10 protein-coding genes are annotated in these 17,136 nt (G+C 76.0%); 2 read left to right on the forward strand and 8 right to left on the reverse strand.

What is annotated here, in order from left to right; translation table 11 throughout:
• Positions 1–262 precede the first annotated feature (262 nt).
• Both ACWGSR_RS21540 and ACWGSR_RS21545 read left to right on the forward strand, forming a co-directional pair.
• Positions 263–3,988 carry a trypsin-like peptidase domain-containing protein gene (locus tag ACWGSR_RS21540; RefSeq protein WP_453568218.1) on the forward strand — a complete coding sequence of 1,242 codons (3,726 nt, stop codon included), beginning with the start codon at positions 263–265 and terminating at the stop codon, positions 3,986–3,988.
• Positions 3,989–4,019: 31 nt separating this feature from the next.
• Positions 4,020–4,988, forward strand: a complete 969-nt coding sequence (locus ACWGSR_RS21545) for a bifunctional riboflavin kinase/FAD synthetase (protein WP_453568220.1) — start codon at positions 4,020–4,022, stop codon at positions 4,986–4,988.
• A 96-nt stretch (positions 4,989–5,084) separates the two neighbouring features.
• Here the strand turns inward: ACWGSR_RS21545 and ACWGSR_RS21550 are convergent, their stop codons facing one another.
• The 8 genes from ACWGSR_RS21550 to eccE form a co-directional block, all read right to left on the reverse strand.
• Positions 5,085–6,101: an ABC transporter ATP-binding protein gene (locus ACWGSR_RS21550; protein ID WP_453568222.1), complete on the reverse strand. Its 1,017-nt coding sequence runs from the start codon at positions 6,099–6,101 to the stop codon at positions 5,085–5,087.
• Entirely contained in the window at positions 6,098–7,063 is a 966-nt protein-coding gene (locus ACWGSR_RS21555; RefSeq protein ID WP_453568224.1) for an ABC transporter ATP-binding protein, read from the reverse strand. Before ACWGSR_RS21555 ends, ACWGSR_RS21550 begins: the two co-directional genes overlap by 4 nt.
• Positions 7,060–8,040, reverse strand: a complete 981-nt coding sequence (locus ACWGSR_RS21560) for an ABC transporter permease (RefSeq protein WP_376241916.1) — start codon at positions 8,038–8,040, stop codon at positions 7,060–7,062. Before ACWGSR_RS21560 ends, ACWGSR_RS21555 begins: the two co-directional genes overlap by 4 nt.
• Entirely contained in the window at positions 8,037–9,098 is a 1,062-nt protein-coding gene (locus ACWGSR_RS21565) for an ABC transporter permease (protein ID WP_376241914.1), read from the reverse strand. The genes ACWGSR_RS21560 and ACWGSR_RS21565 overlap by 4 nt, the downstream gene beginning before the upstream one ends.
• 3 nt (positions 9,099–9,101) lie before the next feature.
• Positions 9,102–10,940, reverse strand: a complete 1,839-nt coding sequence (locus ACWGSR_RS21570) for an ABC transporter substrate-binding protein (RefSeq protein WP_453568262.1) — start codon at positions 10,938–10,940, stop codon at positions 9,102–9,104.
• Positions 10,941–11,132: 192 nt separating this feature from the next.
• Positions 11,133–14,600, reverse strand: coding sequence for an SCO5717 family growth-regulating ATPase (locus ACWGSR_RS21575; RefSeq protein WP_453568227.1), 3,468 nt, complete (start codon positions 14,598–14,600; stop codon positions 11,133–11,135).
• Positions 14,601–14,817: 217 nt separating this feature from the next.
• Positions 14,818–15,702 (reverse strand): hypothetical protein, encoded by an 885-nt coding sequence (locus ACWGSR_RS21580; protein ID WP_453568229.1) that lies wholly within the window; start codon positions 15,700–15,702, stop codon positions 14,818–14,820.
• Positions 15,702–17,018, reverse strand: coding sequence for a type VII secretion protein EccE (eccE, locus tag ACWGSR_RS21585; protein WP_376241908.1), 1,317 nt, complete (start codon positions 17,016–17,018; stop codon positions 15,702–15,704). Before eccE ends, ACWGSR_RS21580 begins: the two co-directional genes overlap by 1 nt.
• Between the last annotated feature and the right edge of the window lie 118 nt (positions 17,019–17,136).

Here is a 17,136-nt window from a genome sequence, read left to right on the forward strand (position 1 = left end):
CGCCCGCCCCCGGCCGCGGGGGACCCCTCCCCCCCCCGCCTCCCGGGCGGGCCGCCCGCCTCATCTTAACACCCCACGTGCGGGGGCGGCCCGCCGCCCCCCCCCCCCCCCCCCACTCTGGTTCCCCCACCCGGACCCTGTCCCGGAAAGTCACGGAGATTCACTCCACCGGGGAGGCGCTCGGAGCAGAAGGGGGAGTGAGAGGGGGCGCGTTCCCCTCCGTGCGCCGTCGCCCGATCACCGGCCGCCTACCGTCGTCACCATGGGACGCGGGGACCTGGCGACGCTGGTGCGGATCTGCGATCCGGCGGGCCGGACGCGCGGCACCGGATTCCTCGCCGACCACCACGGGACGGTCGTCACCAGCCACGAAGCCGTCGACGGGCTCAGCCGCGTGCTGCTGCGCGCGCCCGACGACCGCAGCTGGCTCGCCGAGGCCGGGGCCGTCACCCCCCTGCCCGAGAGCGGGCTCGCCCTCGTCCGCAGCGAAGGACTCGGCGTCCGCCCCCTGCCGCTCGCCACCCGCCCCGAGATCGAACCCGGCACCTACGTCCGGATCGAGGCCCACGGCTGGCGCGAGGCGCGCGTCCTCGGTCCCGCCACCGTCACGTACACCGCCGCCGACCGCTTCCACGACCTCGACGAGGCCCTCGCACTCGCCATCGGCACCGAGGGCGCCGAGGCGCTCCGGCGCGGCGGCCGGGCCGCGGGGAGCCCCGTCCTCGACACCGCCACCGGCACCGTCCTCGCCGTCCTCGGCACCGCCCTCCACGGCGGCCGCAGGGCCGCCGGATACGCGGTCCCGCTCCGGCCCGAGGGCCCGCTCACCGAGCTGCTGCGGCGCAACGCCGCCACCGTCCCCGCCTACGGCCCCGACCTCAACCTCGCCGGGATCCTGGAGCTCACCGCCACCTCCACCGGCCCCGTGCGGGACCCCGGGCCCTGGCCCGAACCCGTCGAGCGCGCCGGGTGCGTCCGCGAACTCGACCGCTTCGCCGCCGGGGACGCCCCCGTCCTCGCCCTGGTCGGCACCCCCGGCAGCGGCCGCACCACCGCCCTCGCCGCGCTCTGCGCCCGCCGCGCCCGGGGCGAGGCCCCGGCCCCCACCGTCCGGCTGCGCGGCGCCGACCTGCGCGCCGAGGACCACTCCCTCGCCGACGCCGTCGGCCGCGCCCTGGACCGGGCCGGGCGCATCGTCACCGCCTCCGGCGCCCTCGGCGACACCACCACCGCCACCCCCGAGCGGGCCGCCGCCCTCGCCCGGGAGGCCGGCCGGCCGCTCCTCGTCGTCCTCGACGGCCCCGAGGAGATGCCCCCGCTCCTCGCCCACCGGCTCCCCGCCTGGACCGCGGCCACCGAGCGGTGGCTCCGCGCCCACGGGGTCCGGCTCGCCACCGCCTGCCGCCCCGAGCACTGGGAGCGGGCCGGCGCCCTCTACGGCCCGGAGGCCCCGCACCGCCCCGCGGCCGGGGACGACGGGAGCGGGCTCCCCCCGGCCGTCGTCCTCGGCCCGTACACCGAGGCGGAGGCGCGGGCCGTGCGCGAGGGGTACGGGCTCCGGGAGACGGACCTCGCCGAGGCGGACGCCCGGCACCCGCTCGCCCTGCGGCTGCTCGCCGAGGTCCGCGCCGCGCTGCCCGGCGAGGTGCCGGGCCGGCCCTGCCGCGAGGAGGTCTTCACCGCCCACCTCGACCTGATGTGCCTGCGGACCGCCGTCCGGATCGCCGCCGGGACCCGGCCCCTGGTCCGGGGGACCGCCGTCCGCCGGCTCGCCGCGCGCGTGACCGGCCGGGTCCACGAGGCGGCCCGCCGCTGCCTCGGCCCCGGCCACGGCGTCCTCGACCGGGCCTCCTTCGAGGAGCTGTTCCCCTGGCGGGAGGGCTGGGCCCCGGCCGTCCTCACCGAGGGCCTCCTCGTCCCGGCGGGCTCCGGCTACCGCTTCGCCCACGAGGAGCTCGCCGACTGGCTCCAGGCCGCCCACCTGGACCTGGACACGGCCCTCCACGCCCTGGTCCACGCCCACCACGAGGACCGGACGCCGGCCGCGTCCCCGGAGGCCCCCGGCCCGGTGCCGGGTCCCGCGCCCGGGAGCACCGGCCCGGGGGCCTCCGGGCCCCTCGCGCACCCGGGCGCCCCCGGTGGCACGGAAGCGGGCCCCCGGCCCCTCACCGGGGCGAACGGCCCCGACCTCCCCGCGAGCTCCGGCTCCCCCGTGGACCCGGACGTGCCCGGGCCCCGCACGGCCCCGGACGCCTCCGGACCGCCCCCGCGCCCCGGCACCCCCGCCCCCGTCGTACCCCCGGCCGTCCTTCCCGGTCCGGCCGGCGGGGAGTCCCGGGCCGCCGGGGCTCCCGAGGCGCCGCCCGTGCCCCGGCACCGGATCGGGCCCGTGCTCCAGGCGCTGCTGCTCGAACACCGGGAGCGGGGGGCGGGCGGGTCCGTGCCGCGGCTCGCCGGGCTCGTCGAGGCGCTCGCCCGGTTCACGGACGCCGGGAAGGACGGGGACGGGGCCTGGTGGGCCGCGCGGCTGCTCGGGGAGAGCCTGCGGCGGATCCCGGACCCCCGGCCCTGCCTGCCCGTCCTGCGGCTGCTCGCCGACCGGATCGGCGCCCGCCCGGGGCGGCACCCCGCCCTCGCCGCCTTCGGACCCGCGTTCTGGCGGGGCCTCGCGGTCGGGGAGGACGAGCGGATCGACCTGCTGCGGCGGCTCGTCACCGCCGACCCGCCGGGCGGGGACCGCTGGTTCGGCACGGTCGCGGAGCTGCTCGCCGCCGACCCCCGGGGCGTCCAGCCGCTCCTGTGCCGCTGGTTCGGCGACGCCCGCCCGCTGCCCGCCGCCCCGCACGCCACCGTCGCCACCGCCGCCCAGGCCCTCCTGCACGCCCACCGGGACCTCGCCGTCGACGACCTGTGCGAGGCGCTCGTCGCCACCGCCCACCCCCTCGCCGAGGGCCTCCTCGCCGCGCTCGCCCGGGACGAGACCTCCGCCCTCTGCCGGGCCGTCGACCGCTGGGCCCACGACGACGGGCGCCCGGAGCGGCGTGCCGCGGCCGCCGCGTACGGACACCTGGCCGCCGGCCGCGCCACCGCCCCCGCCGACCGCGAGCTCCTGCGCTACGCCGCCCTCGCCCTCCTCGCCCGCCCCGCCGACCGGGACCTGCACGGCGCCGCCCTCGGCCTCCTGGTCCGCGACCCCGAGTCCCGCGCCCGGCACCTGCCCCGCGCCGCGACCGAGCCCGGCGTCCCCGTCGACGCCCTCGTCGCGGCCCTCGCCACCCACCCCGGGGAGGCCCTCGACGCCCTCCGGACCCGCCTGGACGCCCCCGGCGGGGACCCGGCCGCGATCCTGGAGGCCCTCGCCGGGATCGACACGCCCGCCCTCGCCCGCCGCGCCGCCGCCCTCGTCCGCGACCACGCCCTCCTCCACCCCGGGGACGCCCCGCACGTGGCCGCCTTCGTGGACCGGCGCCTCGAAGCCGGACCCGAGGCCGGGGCCGTGCTGTTCCCGCTGGTCGGCGATCTGGTCCGGAGCCGGTCCGTCCCGCTCCGCCGCGCCCTCGCCCCCGTGCTCGCCGCACCCGGCACCGGCGCCTCCCGCCACCTGCGGGCCGAGCTGCTCGACGTACTCCTGGAGCACGAGCGGTACGGGGCCGAGGCCGGGGACTCCTCCGTCGTGGAGGCCCTCGTGACGGCCGCCGCCGAGCGGGCGGAGGAGCGCAGCGAGCCCCGCACCCGGCAGCTCACCCACCGGGCCGGACTGCTGTGCGTCCGCACCTCCGAGGGCGCCGCGCGGCTCGACCGGCTCCTCGCCGCCCTCGTCCGCGAGCGGCCCGTCTTCACCGAACTCCTCGGCGGCTGGATCGTCGCCGCCCCCGGCGACTGGGCGCCGCTCCTCGGCATCGAGACCCTCGACGCGCTGCGCTTCCCCGGCACTTCCATGCCGATGCGTGCCGACGGGCGTGGGCATGGCAGTCTTAGACCTGCGTAATCGGCGAACAGGCGGACGAGGAGCGGTCACAGTGCAGCGCTGGCGTGGCTTGGAGGACATTCCCCAGGACTGGGGGCGCAGCGTCGTCACCATCGGCTCCTACGACGGTGTGCACCGCGGGCACCAGCTGATCGTCGGGCGGGCCGTCGAGCGCGCCCGCGAGCTCGGCGTCCCCTCCGTCGTGGTCACCTTCGACCCGCACCCCTCCGAGGTCGTGCGCCCCGGCAGCCACCCGCCGCTGCTCGCCCCGCACCACCGGCGCGCCGAGCTGATGGCCGGCCTCGGCGTGGACGCGGTGCTCGTGCTGCCGTTCACCGCCGAGTTCTCCCAGCTCTCCCCGGCCGACTTCATCGTCAAGGTGCTCGTCGACAAGCTGCACGCCAGGGCCGTCATCGAGGGCCCCAACTTCCGCTTCGGCCACCGGGCCGCCGGGAACGTCGCCTTCCTCGCCGAGCTCGGCACCACCTACGACTACGAGGTCGAGGTCGTCGACCTGTACGTCAGCGGCAGCGCGGGCGGCGGCCAGCCCTTCTCCTCCACCCTCACCCGCCGTCTGGTCGCCGAGGGCGACATGGCCGGGGCCGCCGAGATCCTCGGCCGCCCGCACCGCGTCGAGGGCGTCGTGGTCCGCGGCGCCCAGCGCGGCCGCGAACTCGGCTTCCCGACCGCCAACGTCGAGACCCTGCCGCACACCGCGATCCCGGCGGACGGCGTCTACGCGGGCTGGCTGACCGCCGCCGGCGAGCGGATGCCGGCGGCCATCTCGGTCGGCACCAACCCGCAGTTCGACGGCACCGAGCGGACCGTCGAGGCGTACGCGATCGACCGCGAGGGCCTCGACCTGTACGGGCTCCACGTGGCCGTCGACTTCCTGGCGTACGTGCGCGGGATGCTGCGCTTCGACACCCTGGAAGACCTGCTCCGGGCGATGGCGGGCGATGTGAAGCGCTGCCGCGAGCTGACCGAGGAGTACGACCGGGAGCACCCGGAGCAGGTCTGATCCGTCGGGGCCGAGGCACCCGGAGCGGGTCCGGCCCGCCGTGGCCGAGGCGCCCGGACCGGGTCCGGCCCGCTGGGTCCGGAGCCCCGGCCCGGGTCAGTCCGCCTTCCCGCTCCCCACCCAGTGGCAGGCCACCGCGCCCGCCCCGCCGCCGGGCAGGACCGGCAGGTCCTCGCCCCGGCACCGGTCCGCGACCGCCGCCGCCGCGCCCGAGGCGAGGACCTGGCAGCGGGCGTGGAAGCGGCACCCGGAGGGGATCCGGGACGGGTCCGGGGGCTCGCCCGTCAGCACCACCGGCGGCCCCTCGGACTCCGGGAGCACCGAGAGCAGCGCCCGCGTGTAGGGGTGCCGCGGGTTCGTCAGGACGGTCTCCACCGGGCCCGTCTCCACGACCCGGCCCAGGTACATCACCGCCACCCGGTCCGCGATGTTCCACGCGAGCCCCAGGTCGTGCGTCACCACCAGGGCCGACAGGCCCAGTTCGTCGCGCAGCCGCAGCAGCAGCGCCAGGATCTCGCCCCGCACGGACGCGTCCAGGGAGGCCACCGGCTCGTCCGCGACGATCAGTTCGGGCTCCAGGACCAGCGCGCCCGCGATGACCACCCGCTGCCGCTGCCCGCCGGACAGCTCGTGCGGGTAGCGCAGGAAGAAGCGCTCCGGCGGGCGCAGTCCGGCCCGCGCGAGGGCCCCGGCGACGGCGGCCCGCTCGTCCCCCGCGTACCCGTGGATCCGCAGCCCCTCCGCCACCGCGTCGTACACGGTGTGCCGGGGGTTCAGCGAACCGCTCGGGTCCTGGAGGACGAGCTGCGCCCGCTTCCGGTAGGACTTCAGTGCCCCGGAGGAGTACGCGAGCGGCTCCCCGTCGAAGGCGACCGTGCCCGACGTGGGCCGGACCAGGCCGAGCAGCGAGCGGGCCAGGGTCGTCTTGCCGCAGCCCGACTCCCCGACGAGCGCCACGATCTCGCCCGCGCCGACGTCCAGGTCCACGCCGTCCACCGCCCGGGCGGGCGGCGCGCCGCGGCGTCCGGGGAAGACCACGCGCAGGTCCCGGGCCGAGAGCAGCGACCCGGTCGCCGTCCCCGTCTCCGGGCGCGCGGAGGTGTCCGTACTCATGAAGCGCTCCCCACGTGCACGCAGGCGGCCCGGCGCCCCGCGCCCGCCTCCCGCAGTTCCAGGTCCAGTTCCCCGCAGACGTCCACCGCCACCGGGCAGCGCGGGTGGAAGGCGCAGCCGCCCGGCAGGTCGGCCGGGTCCGGCGGATCGCCCGGCAGACCGCGCGGCGCCCGCCGGGAGGCGGGGTCGCCGATGCGCGGGAACGCCGAGGACAGCGCCCGCCCGTAGGGGTGCGCGGCCGCCTCGTACACCTCCCGCGCCGGACCCTCCTCGACGACCCGGCCCGCGTACATCACGGCGAGCCGGTCGCAGGTGTCGGCGAGGACCGCCAGGTCGTGGCTGATCATCAGGAGGCTGATCGACTGCTCGGCGACCAGGCCCTCGATCAGGCGCAGGATCTGCGCCTGGATCATCACGTCCAGGGCGGTCGTCGGCTCGTCCGCGACGATCAGCCGCGGATCGCAGGCGAGCGCCATCGCGATCATCACGCGCTGCCGCTGCCCGCCGGACAGCTCGTGCGGATACGCGCCGGCGCGGGCGGCGGGCAGCCCGACGTGTTCGAGGAGTTCCCCGGCCCGCTTGCGGGCCGCCGCCGGGGTCGCCCGGCCGTGCACGAGCAGCGGCTCCGCGATCTGGTCCCCGATCCGGTGCACCGCGTTCAGCGAGTGCATCGCGCCCTGGAAGACGATCGACGCGCCCGCCCAGCGCACGGCCCGCAGCCGTCCCCACGACATCGCGAGGACGTCCTCGCCGTCGAGCAGGATCTCGCCCTCCAGACGTGCCGACGCCGGGAGCAGCCGGAGCAGCGCGAGCGCGAGCGTGGACTTGCCGCAGCCGGACTCGCCGGCCACGCCCAGTTTGGTCCCCGCCTCCAGGGTCAGGTCGACCCCGCGCACGGCGGGCACGGCCGCCGCGCCCGACCCGTACGTCACCCTGAGGTCCCGTACTTCCAGGAGGCTCATCGCCCCACCCCCAGCTTCGGGTTGAGCACGGACTCGACGGCCCGGCCGCACAGTGTGAAGGCCAGCGCCACCAGCGCGATCGCGATTCCGGGCGGGGCCAGGTACCACCAGTGCCCGGAGGAGACCGCGCCGGCCTCCCGGGCGTCCTGGAGCATCCCGCCCCAGGAGACCACCGTCGGGTCGCCCAGGCCGAGGAAGGCGAGGGTGGCCTCGGTGAGGATGGCGGTCGAGATGCCGAGCGTGGTCTGCGCGAGGACCAGCGGCATCACGTTCGGCAGCACGTGCCGGGTCATGACGTGCCCGTGGCCGCCGCCGAGCGCGGTCGCCCGCTCGATGTACGGACGCGACTCCACCGCGATGGTCTGCGCCCGCACCAGACGGGCGGTGGTCGGCCACGAGGTCACCCCGATCGCGAGGACCACCGTCCACATCGAGCGGGACATCACGGTGGCGAGCACGATCGCGAGGACGAGCGTCGGCATCACCAGGAACCAGTCGGTGATCCGCATGACGACGGTCGAGAACCAGCCGCCGTAGTGCCCGGCGACGATCCCGACCAGGGTGCCGATGGCGACCGAGAGGGCCGCCGCGAGCAGACCGACGAGCAGCGAGATCCGCGCCCCCCAGACCAGCAGCCCGAGCAGCGAGCGCCCGAACTGGTCGGTGCCGAGCGGGAACTCGGCGCTCGGGGACTCCAGGGCCGTGCCCGGCGCCTCCGTCACCGACTGCACGTCGGCGCCGACGAGCAGCGGGGCGGCGAGCGCGAGCAGGGCGATCAGGACGAGCCCGGCGAGGCCGTACAGACCGGCGCGGTGGGTGCGGTACCGCTTCCAGAAGCGGACCGCCGAGGCCTTGCGGCGCTGCCGGGCGAGGGAGGCCGCCGAGGGCGGCTTCCGCGCGGGTTCGGGGGCGGATTTCCCCGGGGGCTCCGGGGCGGGTTCCGGCGCGGGCGTCGTGGAGGTCGTGGAGGAGGTCATCGGCCCACCCGGGGGTCGAGCAGCGGATAGAGCAGGTCGGCGAGCAGGTTCATCAGGATCATCGCTCCGGCGAAGACCACGAACAGGCCCTGCACCAGCGGCAGGTCGGGCACGCTGAGCGCCTGGTAGAAGAGCCCGCCGAGCCCCGGCCAGGAGAACACCGTCTCCACCAGGATCGAACCGGCCGCCACGTGGCCCAGGTTGATGAAGATCATCGTCACGGTCGGCAGGAGCGCGTTCGGCACCGCGTGCCGGCGGCGCACGGCGTCGTCGCGCAGCCCCTTCGCCCGCGCCGTCGTCAGGTAGTCGCCGCCCATCTCGTCCAGGAGCGAGGAGCGCATCACGAGCAGCGTCTGCGCGTAGCCGACCGCCACCAGGGTCACCACCGGCAGGACCAGGTGGTGGGCGACGTCCAGGACGTACGCGAGACCGGTCTCGCCCGTGCCCGACTCCATGCCGCCGGTCGGGAAGAGCCCGGGGACCGGGCCCGCGCCGACGGAGAAGACGATGATGAGGAGCAGGCCGAGCCAGAAGGACGGCACCGACCACAGGGTCAGCGCGATTCCCGTGTTCAGCCTGTCCCCGAGGCCGCCGTGGCGCCAGGCCGAGCGGGTGCCGAGCCACAGCCCGAGCGCCGAGTAGATCACCACGGCGACCCCGGTGAGCAGCAGCGTCGCCGGCAGCTTCTCCCAGATCAGCTCCCCGACGGGGGCGCGGAACTGGAACGAGGTGCCGAGGTCGCCGGTCAGGGCCTTCGCGCAGTAGTCGGTGAACTGCTGCCAGAGCGGCAGGTCGAGCCCGAACTGGCGCCTCAACGTGGCCAGTTGCTCGGCCGACGTGGGCATGCCGTGGGTCATCGCCTTCACCGGGTCGCCGGGGATGATCCGGAACAGGAAGAAGCTGGTGACGAGCACGGCGAAGAGCGAGACGAGCGCGCCGCCCAGCTTCCCCGCCGCGTGGCGGAGGTAGCCGGAGGAGGCGCCGGTGCGGGGTGCGCCGTCCGTGGCGCGGGCCTGGTCGGCCCGCACCACGTCGGCGGGGGTGCTGGTCGTCGTCACGGACTACTCGCGGTCGTCGGCGGTGGACCGGCGGCGCAGGCCGAGGACGACGCCGAGACCGACCACGACCACCACGGCCGCGCCGATCCCGACGATCACCCCGGTGGAGGAGCCGCCGCCCTCGGACCCGCCGGAGGCCGAGGCGGTCGGCACGGCCGACCACCAGCTCCAGTAGCCGTCCTGGCCCCACAGGTTCCCGGCGGCCTCGGGCATGGTCGTGATGGACGCGATCTGGTCCGTGCGGTACGCCTCCAGGGCGTTCGGATAGGCCATGACGTTCATGTACCCCGTGTCGTACAGGCGGGACTGCATCCGCTTCACCAGATCCGCCCGCTTGGCGGCGTCGTACTCCACCGCCTGCTGCGCGTAGAGCCCGTCGAACTCCTGGTCGCAGATGAAGTTGTCGGTGGCCCCGCTGTCCTTCGGGGTGGCCGGGAGGGCGCCGCAGGTGTGGATGGAGAGGACGTAGTCCGGGTCGGGGTTGACCGACCAGCCGTCGAACGCGAGGTCGTAGTCGCCCTTCACCCACGGGTCCGAGACGCTGTCCAGACACTCGACCTTCAGGCCGACGCCGAGCTCGCCCCACCACTCCTGGAGGTACTTGCCGACCGCCTTGTCGTTCGGGTCGGTGGCGTGGCACAGGATCCGGAAGTCCAGCGCCTTCCCGTCCTTGCCGACCCGCTTGCCCTCACCGTTCTTCCGGTACCCGGCGGCGTCCAGGACCCGCGCGGCCTCCTCCGGGTCGTACCTCCGCTCCTGGTCGCCGTCGGGCTTCCAGAAGTACGAGCCGAAGCGGGGCGGGATGTAGCCCTCGCCCTCGACGGCGTGGCCCTGGAAGACCTTGTCGACGAGGGTGGCGCGGTCGACCGCGAGGAAGAGCGCCTTGCGCACGGCCGGGTCGAGCAGCGCCTTGTGCCCGTTGCCGAACGCCTTCCCGTCCCGGGCCCTGGCGCCCGGGTTGGTGGCGAGGGCGAAGAAGCGGCGGCCGGGGGCGTCGTTGACCTTGATGTTCTTCTGGGTCTTCAGCGCGTCGGCCTGGGCCGGCGTCAGGTTCGGCACGAAGGACACCTCGCCCTTCTGGAGGGCGGCGACGGCGGCGTCCCCGTCCTTGTAGTACTTGAAGACCAGCTCGTCGAACTTGGGCGCGCCCCGCCAGAACTTCTTGTTCGGCTTGAGCTTGATGTACTGGTCGACCTTGTAGTCGGTGATGACGAAGGGCCCGTTGCCCACGACGGGGAACTGCTGGTCGTTGTTGAACTTCGAGAAGTCGCCGACCTTCTCCCAGACGTGCTTGGGCACGATCGGCACGTCGAGCGCGGTCATCGTCGCCTGCGGCTTCTTCAGCTTGATGACGAGCGTCTGCGGGTCGGGCGCGGTGACCTTCTCGAAGTTGGCCGTGAAGCTGCCGTTGGCGGTGGCGGCGTTCGGGTCGGTCATCATCTTGTTGAAGGTCCAGGCCGCGTCCTCGGCGGTGGCCTGCGTCCCGTCCGACCAGAGCGAGTCCCCGCGGATCGTGTACGTCCACGTCAGCTTGTCGGGCGAGGGCTTCCACGCGGTCGCCAGGCCCGGGACCGTACGGGCGTCCTTCGGGTCGTAGTTCGTCAGGTACTCGTAGGCCAGGCGGTGGATGCTCGTCGAGGTGAGCTTCTGCGCGAGGAACGGGCTCAGCGAGTCGATGCTCTGCGAGACCGCCACCGTGAGCGTGGTGCCGCCGGACTTGTCGTCCTCCGCCCGCGCGGTGCCGGGGACGACGACGAGCGAGGTGGCGGCGAGACCGGAGGCGAGCAGGATCCGGAGGGCTCTTCGGACGGGGGCGGGGCGGGGTGGAACCTTCGTGACCATGACCATGGGACGTGACCTCGCGTCGGAGTTTCTGTCGTGGATCTTGGGCTGACGGTGAGTGAAGCGAAGGTGTATCAGCGGTGGTCTGCCGTCGTCAACGATGACTCAAACCCCTTGTGGTCTGCGGGAACGCCATGAGGCCCCGTATCGGACGACCGATACGGGGCCTCATTGGTCTACTCCTGTGACGCCCTACTGTTGAGGGGCTGGCGGCGCCTGCGGAGGGGCCTGCGGCGGCGCCTGCGGGGGCAGCGGCTGCCCGGCGTGCTGCTCGGGAAGCTCCTGCGGCGGAACCTGCCCCGGAGCGGGCTGCTGCTGCCAGGCCGGGGGCATGCCGGGAGCACCCGGAGCACCCGGCTGACCGGGCTGCGGCGGGTAGGGCTGTCCGGGGTACGGCGCCTGGGGCGCGTACGGCTGACCGGGTGCCGGGTGGCCGGGCATCGGTTGGGCCGGGGCGAACCGACCGGGCATCGGGCCGGGGTCCTGTCCGGGCTGTCCGGTCTGTCCGGTCTGGCCGGGGGACGGGTACGCCTGCGGCGGGTAGGGCTGTCCGGGCTGGGGGGCCTGGGGGGCGTACGGCTGTCCGGGGGCGGGCTGCCCGGGGGCGAACTGGCCCGGCGCGGGCCGGCCGTACTGACCCGGCATCGGCTGACCGGGCTGGTCGTACTGTCCCGGCTGGCCGTACTGCCCCGGCTGACCGGGCTGGCCCGGCTGCTCCGGCTGTCCCGGCGCGAAGTGGCCGGGGACGGGCTGACCGGGCTGACCGGGCTGACCGGGGGCGAACTGACCGGGGTACGGCTGACCCGGCATCCCCTGACCCGGCATCGGCTGGCCGGGTCCCGGCTGACCCGGCATCGGCGGGGCCATGTGCGGGGGCAGCGCGCCCTGGCCGTCGCCGGTCCACAGGCCCTGCGCCTGCTGCGCCCGTACGAAGTCCTCGGCCACCATCGCCGACAGGTGGAAGTACGCCTCGCGGGTCTTCGGCCGCATCATGTCGAGGTCGACCTCGGCACCGGCCGCCAGGTGCTCGTCGAAGGGCACGACCACGACCCCGCGGCAGCGGGTCCGGAAGTGCTGCACGATGTCCTCGACCTTGATCATCTTGCCGGTCTCGCGGACGCCGGAGATGACGGTGATCGAGCGCTGCACCAGGTCCGCGTAGCCGTGCGCGGAGAGCCAGTCCAGGGTGGTCGACGCGCTGGAGGCGCCGTCCACGGAGGGCGTCGAGATGATGATGAGCTGGTCGGCGAGGTCGAGCACCCCGCGCATGGCGCTGTAGAGCAGGCCCGTGCCCGAGTCGGTCAGGATGATCGGGTACTGCTTGCCCAGGACGTCGATCGCCCGCCGGTAGTCCTCGTCGTTGAAGGTCGTCGAGACGGCCGGGTCCACGTCGTTGGCCAGGATCTCCAGACCCGAGGGCGCCTGCGAGGTGAACCGGCGGATGTCCATGTACGAGTGGAGGTACGGGATCGCCTGCACCAGGTCGCGGATGGTCGCCCCGGTCTCGCGCCGCACCCGGCGGCCCAGGGTGCCGGCGTCCGGGTTGGCGTCGATCGCCAGGATCTTGTCCTGCCGCTCGGTCGCCAGGGTCGCGCCGAGCGCGGTGGTCGTCGTGGTCTTGCCGACGCCGCCCTTGAGCGAGATGACCGCGATCCGGTAGCAGGAGAGGACCGGCGTCCGGATCAGGTCCAGCTTCCGCTGCCGCTCCGCCTCCTCCTTCTTGCCGCCGAGCTTGAAGCGGGAGGCGGCGCCGGGGGTGCGGCTGGACTTGGGCTTCTGCTTGTTGTTCCGCAGCAGCCGGTCGGAGGAGAGCTCGACGGCCGCGTTGTACCCGAGCGGGGCGCCCGGCACGGACCGCTCCCGCTGGTCGTGCGTCACGGGCGAGGGCCAGGCGCCACCGGTCCGGGGGTCGACGGGCGGCTGCGCGTCGTGCGGGGGCTGCGGCTGGGGCTGGGGAGCCTGCGGGGGTACGGCGCCGGGGTGCGGGAAGCCGTAGCCGCCCGGCTCCTGGGCCTGCGGCGGCACACCGCCGGGCTGCTGCGGGTAGCCGTAACCGGGCTGTTGCGGGTAGCCGTAACCGGGCTGCTGCGGAGGCGTACCGGGGTGCGGGAAGCCGTAGCCGCCCTGCTGCGGGGCCGGGGGCGCGGGCCGGGGCGCCTGGTGGGGCTGCGGGGCCTGCTGCGGGTAGCCGTAGCCGCCGGGCTCCTGCGCCTGCGGCGGTACGGGACCGGGCGCGGCGGACGCGGACGCGGGCGACGGCCAGGCGGCGGCGGTGGGCGGCAGCGGCGCGGCCGGGGGCACCGGCTGGGCGGACGGCTGCTGGGCGGGCACCGGCTGCGCGGGCCACTGCTGGGCGGGTCCGGGGGCGGCCGGCTGGAACGACGGGGGCAGCGGCGGCAGTCCGGGCGCGGCTCCGGCCTGCGGGGGGCCCGCGGGGGCCGGGAAGGCGCCGGGGTACGGGGCGGCCGGGCCGGGACCGAAGCCCTGCGGCGCGTCGGCGGCCGGGAGCGGCGCGGCGGGAGCGTCCGAGGGCGCGTCGGCCGGGGCCTCCGCCTCCGTCGCCGCCCTGGTCTCCGGCTCCGGCTCCGTGCCGGCTTCGGCCGGCCGGTCCTCGGGGCCCGGGGCGGCGTCGGAGGCGGCGACGGCCTCGGCCGGTTCCTCGGCGTCCCGCACGCCGTCGCCGCCGCCGCTCGTCGTGGACGAATCGGCGGCCTCGGCCTCTTCGGGACCCTCGGCGGAGGTCTCGTCTGAGCCCGCCGGGGCGTCGTCGCCCTCGGCCCGGACCGGGGCGTCGGCCGGGACCGGAGCATCAGCCGGAACCGGGGCGTCGTTCGGGCCCGCGGAGGCGTCCGTCTCCTCGGCGGCGGACGCCGCCGGGCTCTGAGCTTCCTCCGCCGCTCGTTCCGCGAACTCGCGCCGGAGCGCGGCGGGGGAGAAGCGCACGGTGGCACCGCTCTCCACGTCTCCGCCCCCGAAGGAGGAGGCGGCGGCCTCGGGCGCCGAGCCGTCGGGCGCGGAACCACCGGGCAGCGGCGCACCCGGCACGGAGGCGCTCGGCGCGGCACCGCCGGCCGTGAAGCCGTCCGGCAGCGAGCCGCCCGGCACCGGAGCCGCCGGTCCTGCGGCGGGAGGACCGGCCACGGGAGATCCGCCCACCGGGGTTCCGCCCACCGGCGCTCCACCCACCGGCGGCACCGCCGCCGACGGGATCCCCGCCGACGGGGTCCCCCCGGCCGGAGTCCCGGTCACAGGGGCGGGAACACCCGGAACGGCGGCGGGCGCGACGGGCGGCGCCGGCTCCGGTGCGACAGGAGCCGCAGGGGTCGCAGGGGTCGCAGGGATCGCAGGGATCGCGGGAGCAGCAGGGGGCACAGGAGCCGCAGGAGTCACGGGAGCCGTCGGCGAGGCCGGCGGGGCCGGGCTCCAGTGGGGTTCGAAACCGCCGCCCGCCGGGACGCCCGGCACGGGGACCGGCGCTCCGCTCGGCGGCGGGGGAGTGGCACCGCCCGCCCCCGTACCGCCCGGCGCGTTCTGCGTGTACCAGGCGGGCGGGGTGTAGTCGATGGTGAACTCACCCGTCATCTCGGCGGGATCCGCGTCGGACTGATCGTCGGCGGGTGGATTCCAACCCCCGTGGATCTCGTCGCGATCGCCGTTCACTTTGCCTCCTGGTGTGGTCGAGCACCCTTGTGCCGTCGTGGGCGGGGCCCTTCCACCCTAATCGGCGCGGGCAACCCCCGGGCAGGCCCGGCGGACCCTCCCCGCCCGCCCCCGCGGCCCGGTCCGGCCCCCAAGTGACCCGGCCGCGCCGCAGAGTGAGAACCCCCACCATGCAAAACAATGGAAAAAGGGACGTACGGGGGCGAGTTGGCGCCGCTCAGTCCATGCGGCGCGCGCCGCCCAACAATCCGGTCTCGGCGTCCGTCGCCTGTGTCATCACGAACTGGCGGTCGTCCTGGGTGCACCAGAGGGTCACCCCGTCCGCGAGCGTGGACAGCGCCCCGTACTCCTGGGGCGGCAGGTTCATGATGCGGCCGATCCGGTCCGCCTCGTCCGGGGACACCCGCTGGACCCCGACCAGGGAGGACTTCTCCAGGAGGCGGGGCGCGACCGGGCTCAGGTAGGGGAGCAGCGTCACCACCGACTGCCAGGGCGCCGACACGACACGGCCGCGCGGCGGCCGCATGCCGCAGTCGCGCACCACGACCACCGGACTGCCCGCCGACGCGCCCTGCGGCGGCACCCGGCCCACGTCGTGCAGCGTGATGCACGGCTGTCCTCCGCCCGCCGCCTGGGCGAGGGGCGTCCACGCCTGCGCGCGGCCGGTCTCGACCGCCACCCGGGCGCCCGTCGCGGCGGCCCGCAGCGCCAGGACCTGCGCGGTCCACAGGCCGCCGATGAGGGTGACGTCGTACGGGACGGGCCGGTTGATGCCGAGCACGGCGGGGCGGCCCTCGGCGTCGACGCCGATCACCACGCCGTCGTCGCCCACCGGCAGGGCCAGCGCGTCGAGTTGCTCCACGGATATGGAGTGCCGGTCGCGGCGCGGCCCGACGAGCCCGAAGCCGAACCGGGGCCGTCCGCTCCGCCCGGTGGGCCGGGGGAGGGGGGCGGCGGGGGCGGCCTGCCCGCCGTACGTACCGGAGGCGGGCTGTCCGCCGTACGTGCCGGAGGCCGACTGCGCGCCGTAGGCGCCGGGCACTCCCGGAGTGCCGGGAGCGCCCGCGGCCGGCTGCGTGCCCTGGGGCGTGGCGGTGGACATCAGCGCGCACCCCCCAGCGGAAGCGTCGCCAGGATGCCGGGCACCTGTTCCCGGTCCAGTCGCACGAGCCCCGTCCTCACCCCGCGCGCCGCGCGCTCCAGCTCGTGCCGCGCGGTCACCAGTTCCTCGTCGCTGCGCCCGGTGATCCGCACGTGTCCGGTCACCGTCACCTCCTGCCTGTCCCCGCCGCTCAGCGTCAGGCTGAACGTCGTCGCGAGCGCGGGCAGCGAGGTCAGCAGGGCCACCAGCTGCGGCATCGACGCGCCCGCGCCGCCGTTCCGGCCGCCCAACTGGGGCCAGCGGCCCACCCAGTACGTCGTGTGCCGGCGGTCGTCCACCCGCCAGGTCCTGGCGGTCTCCTGCGTCCGCCGCTCCTGTGCCCGGCCCCGGCCCGCCTGCGCGATCGCCATCGGGCTCGCGCAGCTCGACGTGGCGAGCGCCGAGGTGAGCTCCTGCTCGGTCAGCACGCTCGCCCGGAACCCGGCGCCCGCGAGCCGGCTCGCCAGCTGGTCCGCCGCGCGCACCAGGCACTTCTGCGCGCCCGTCATGCCGCCGCCGCGCGCGGCGACCGCCTCCGGGCACAGCTCGGGGTCGAGCTTGAGCGCGATCCAGGTGATCCGCACCGCGGGCGAACCCGTCTGCGCCTGGAGCGGCCCGTAGTTGCGCGCCGCCATCGACTGCGCGGGCAGGTGCGGCGCGGGCGCCGGCTGCGTGTGCTGCACGATCTGCGCCGACTCCAGCCGGACGCCGTCCACGCTCAGCACGTCCCGGACGATCCCGACCGGCAGCGGCCGTGCCGAGCGGTCCGGGCGCAGCGCCGTGCCGTCCGACTCGACCCGCAGGACCGCGGTCAGGAAGGTGCCGTCCCCGACCATGCCGACCGGACGCCGGTCGCGGTCGCTGTACGTGTGGGTCTGCAGCGCCGGGTCGCACTCCATGATCGGCGCGAACCCCGGCTCGGTGCCCTCGGGCACCGTGAACGACGAGGTCCGGCGCGTCCGGGCGCGCAGCGCGAGGAAGGTGCCGAGCCACTCGGGCAGGGAGCGCCGGTGCCGGCGCACCACGGCCAGCAGGACGAGCACGACGGCCACCACGCCCGCCGGGACGAGCAGCATCGGCTCCACGACCCAGGCGACGAGCAGCAGCGCCGCCGCCACCTCGACCAGTACGAGCTGTTGCAATCGGAACGAACCGAAATGACCGGGACGGGCCTGGAGCCTCGGCGCGACCGAGGAGCCGGACCCCGCGGGCGGGGCCGCGGACGGGGGTGCGGAGGCGGAGGCCGCGGCGGGCCGCCTCCGCGTCGCGGAAGCCATGATGGAGAATCCCCCTCAATTCGTCCCGATGACCCTGGCCCGCCAGGGCTTTGGCGGCCGGATCACCCTACCCGCCCCACGAACCCCACGGGACAGCAGGCATAGTAGGGGGCCGGTC

It is taken from the genome of Streptomyces sp. NPDC055632 (assembly GCF_053618675.1).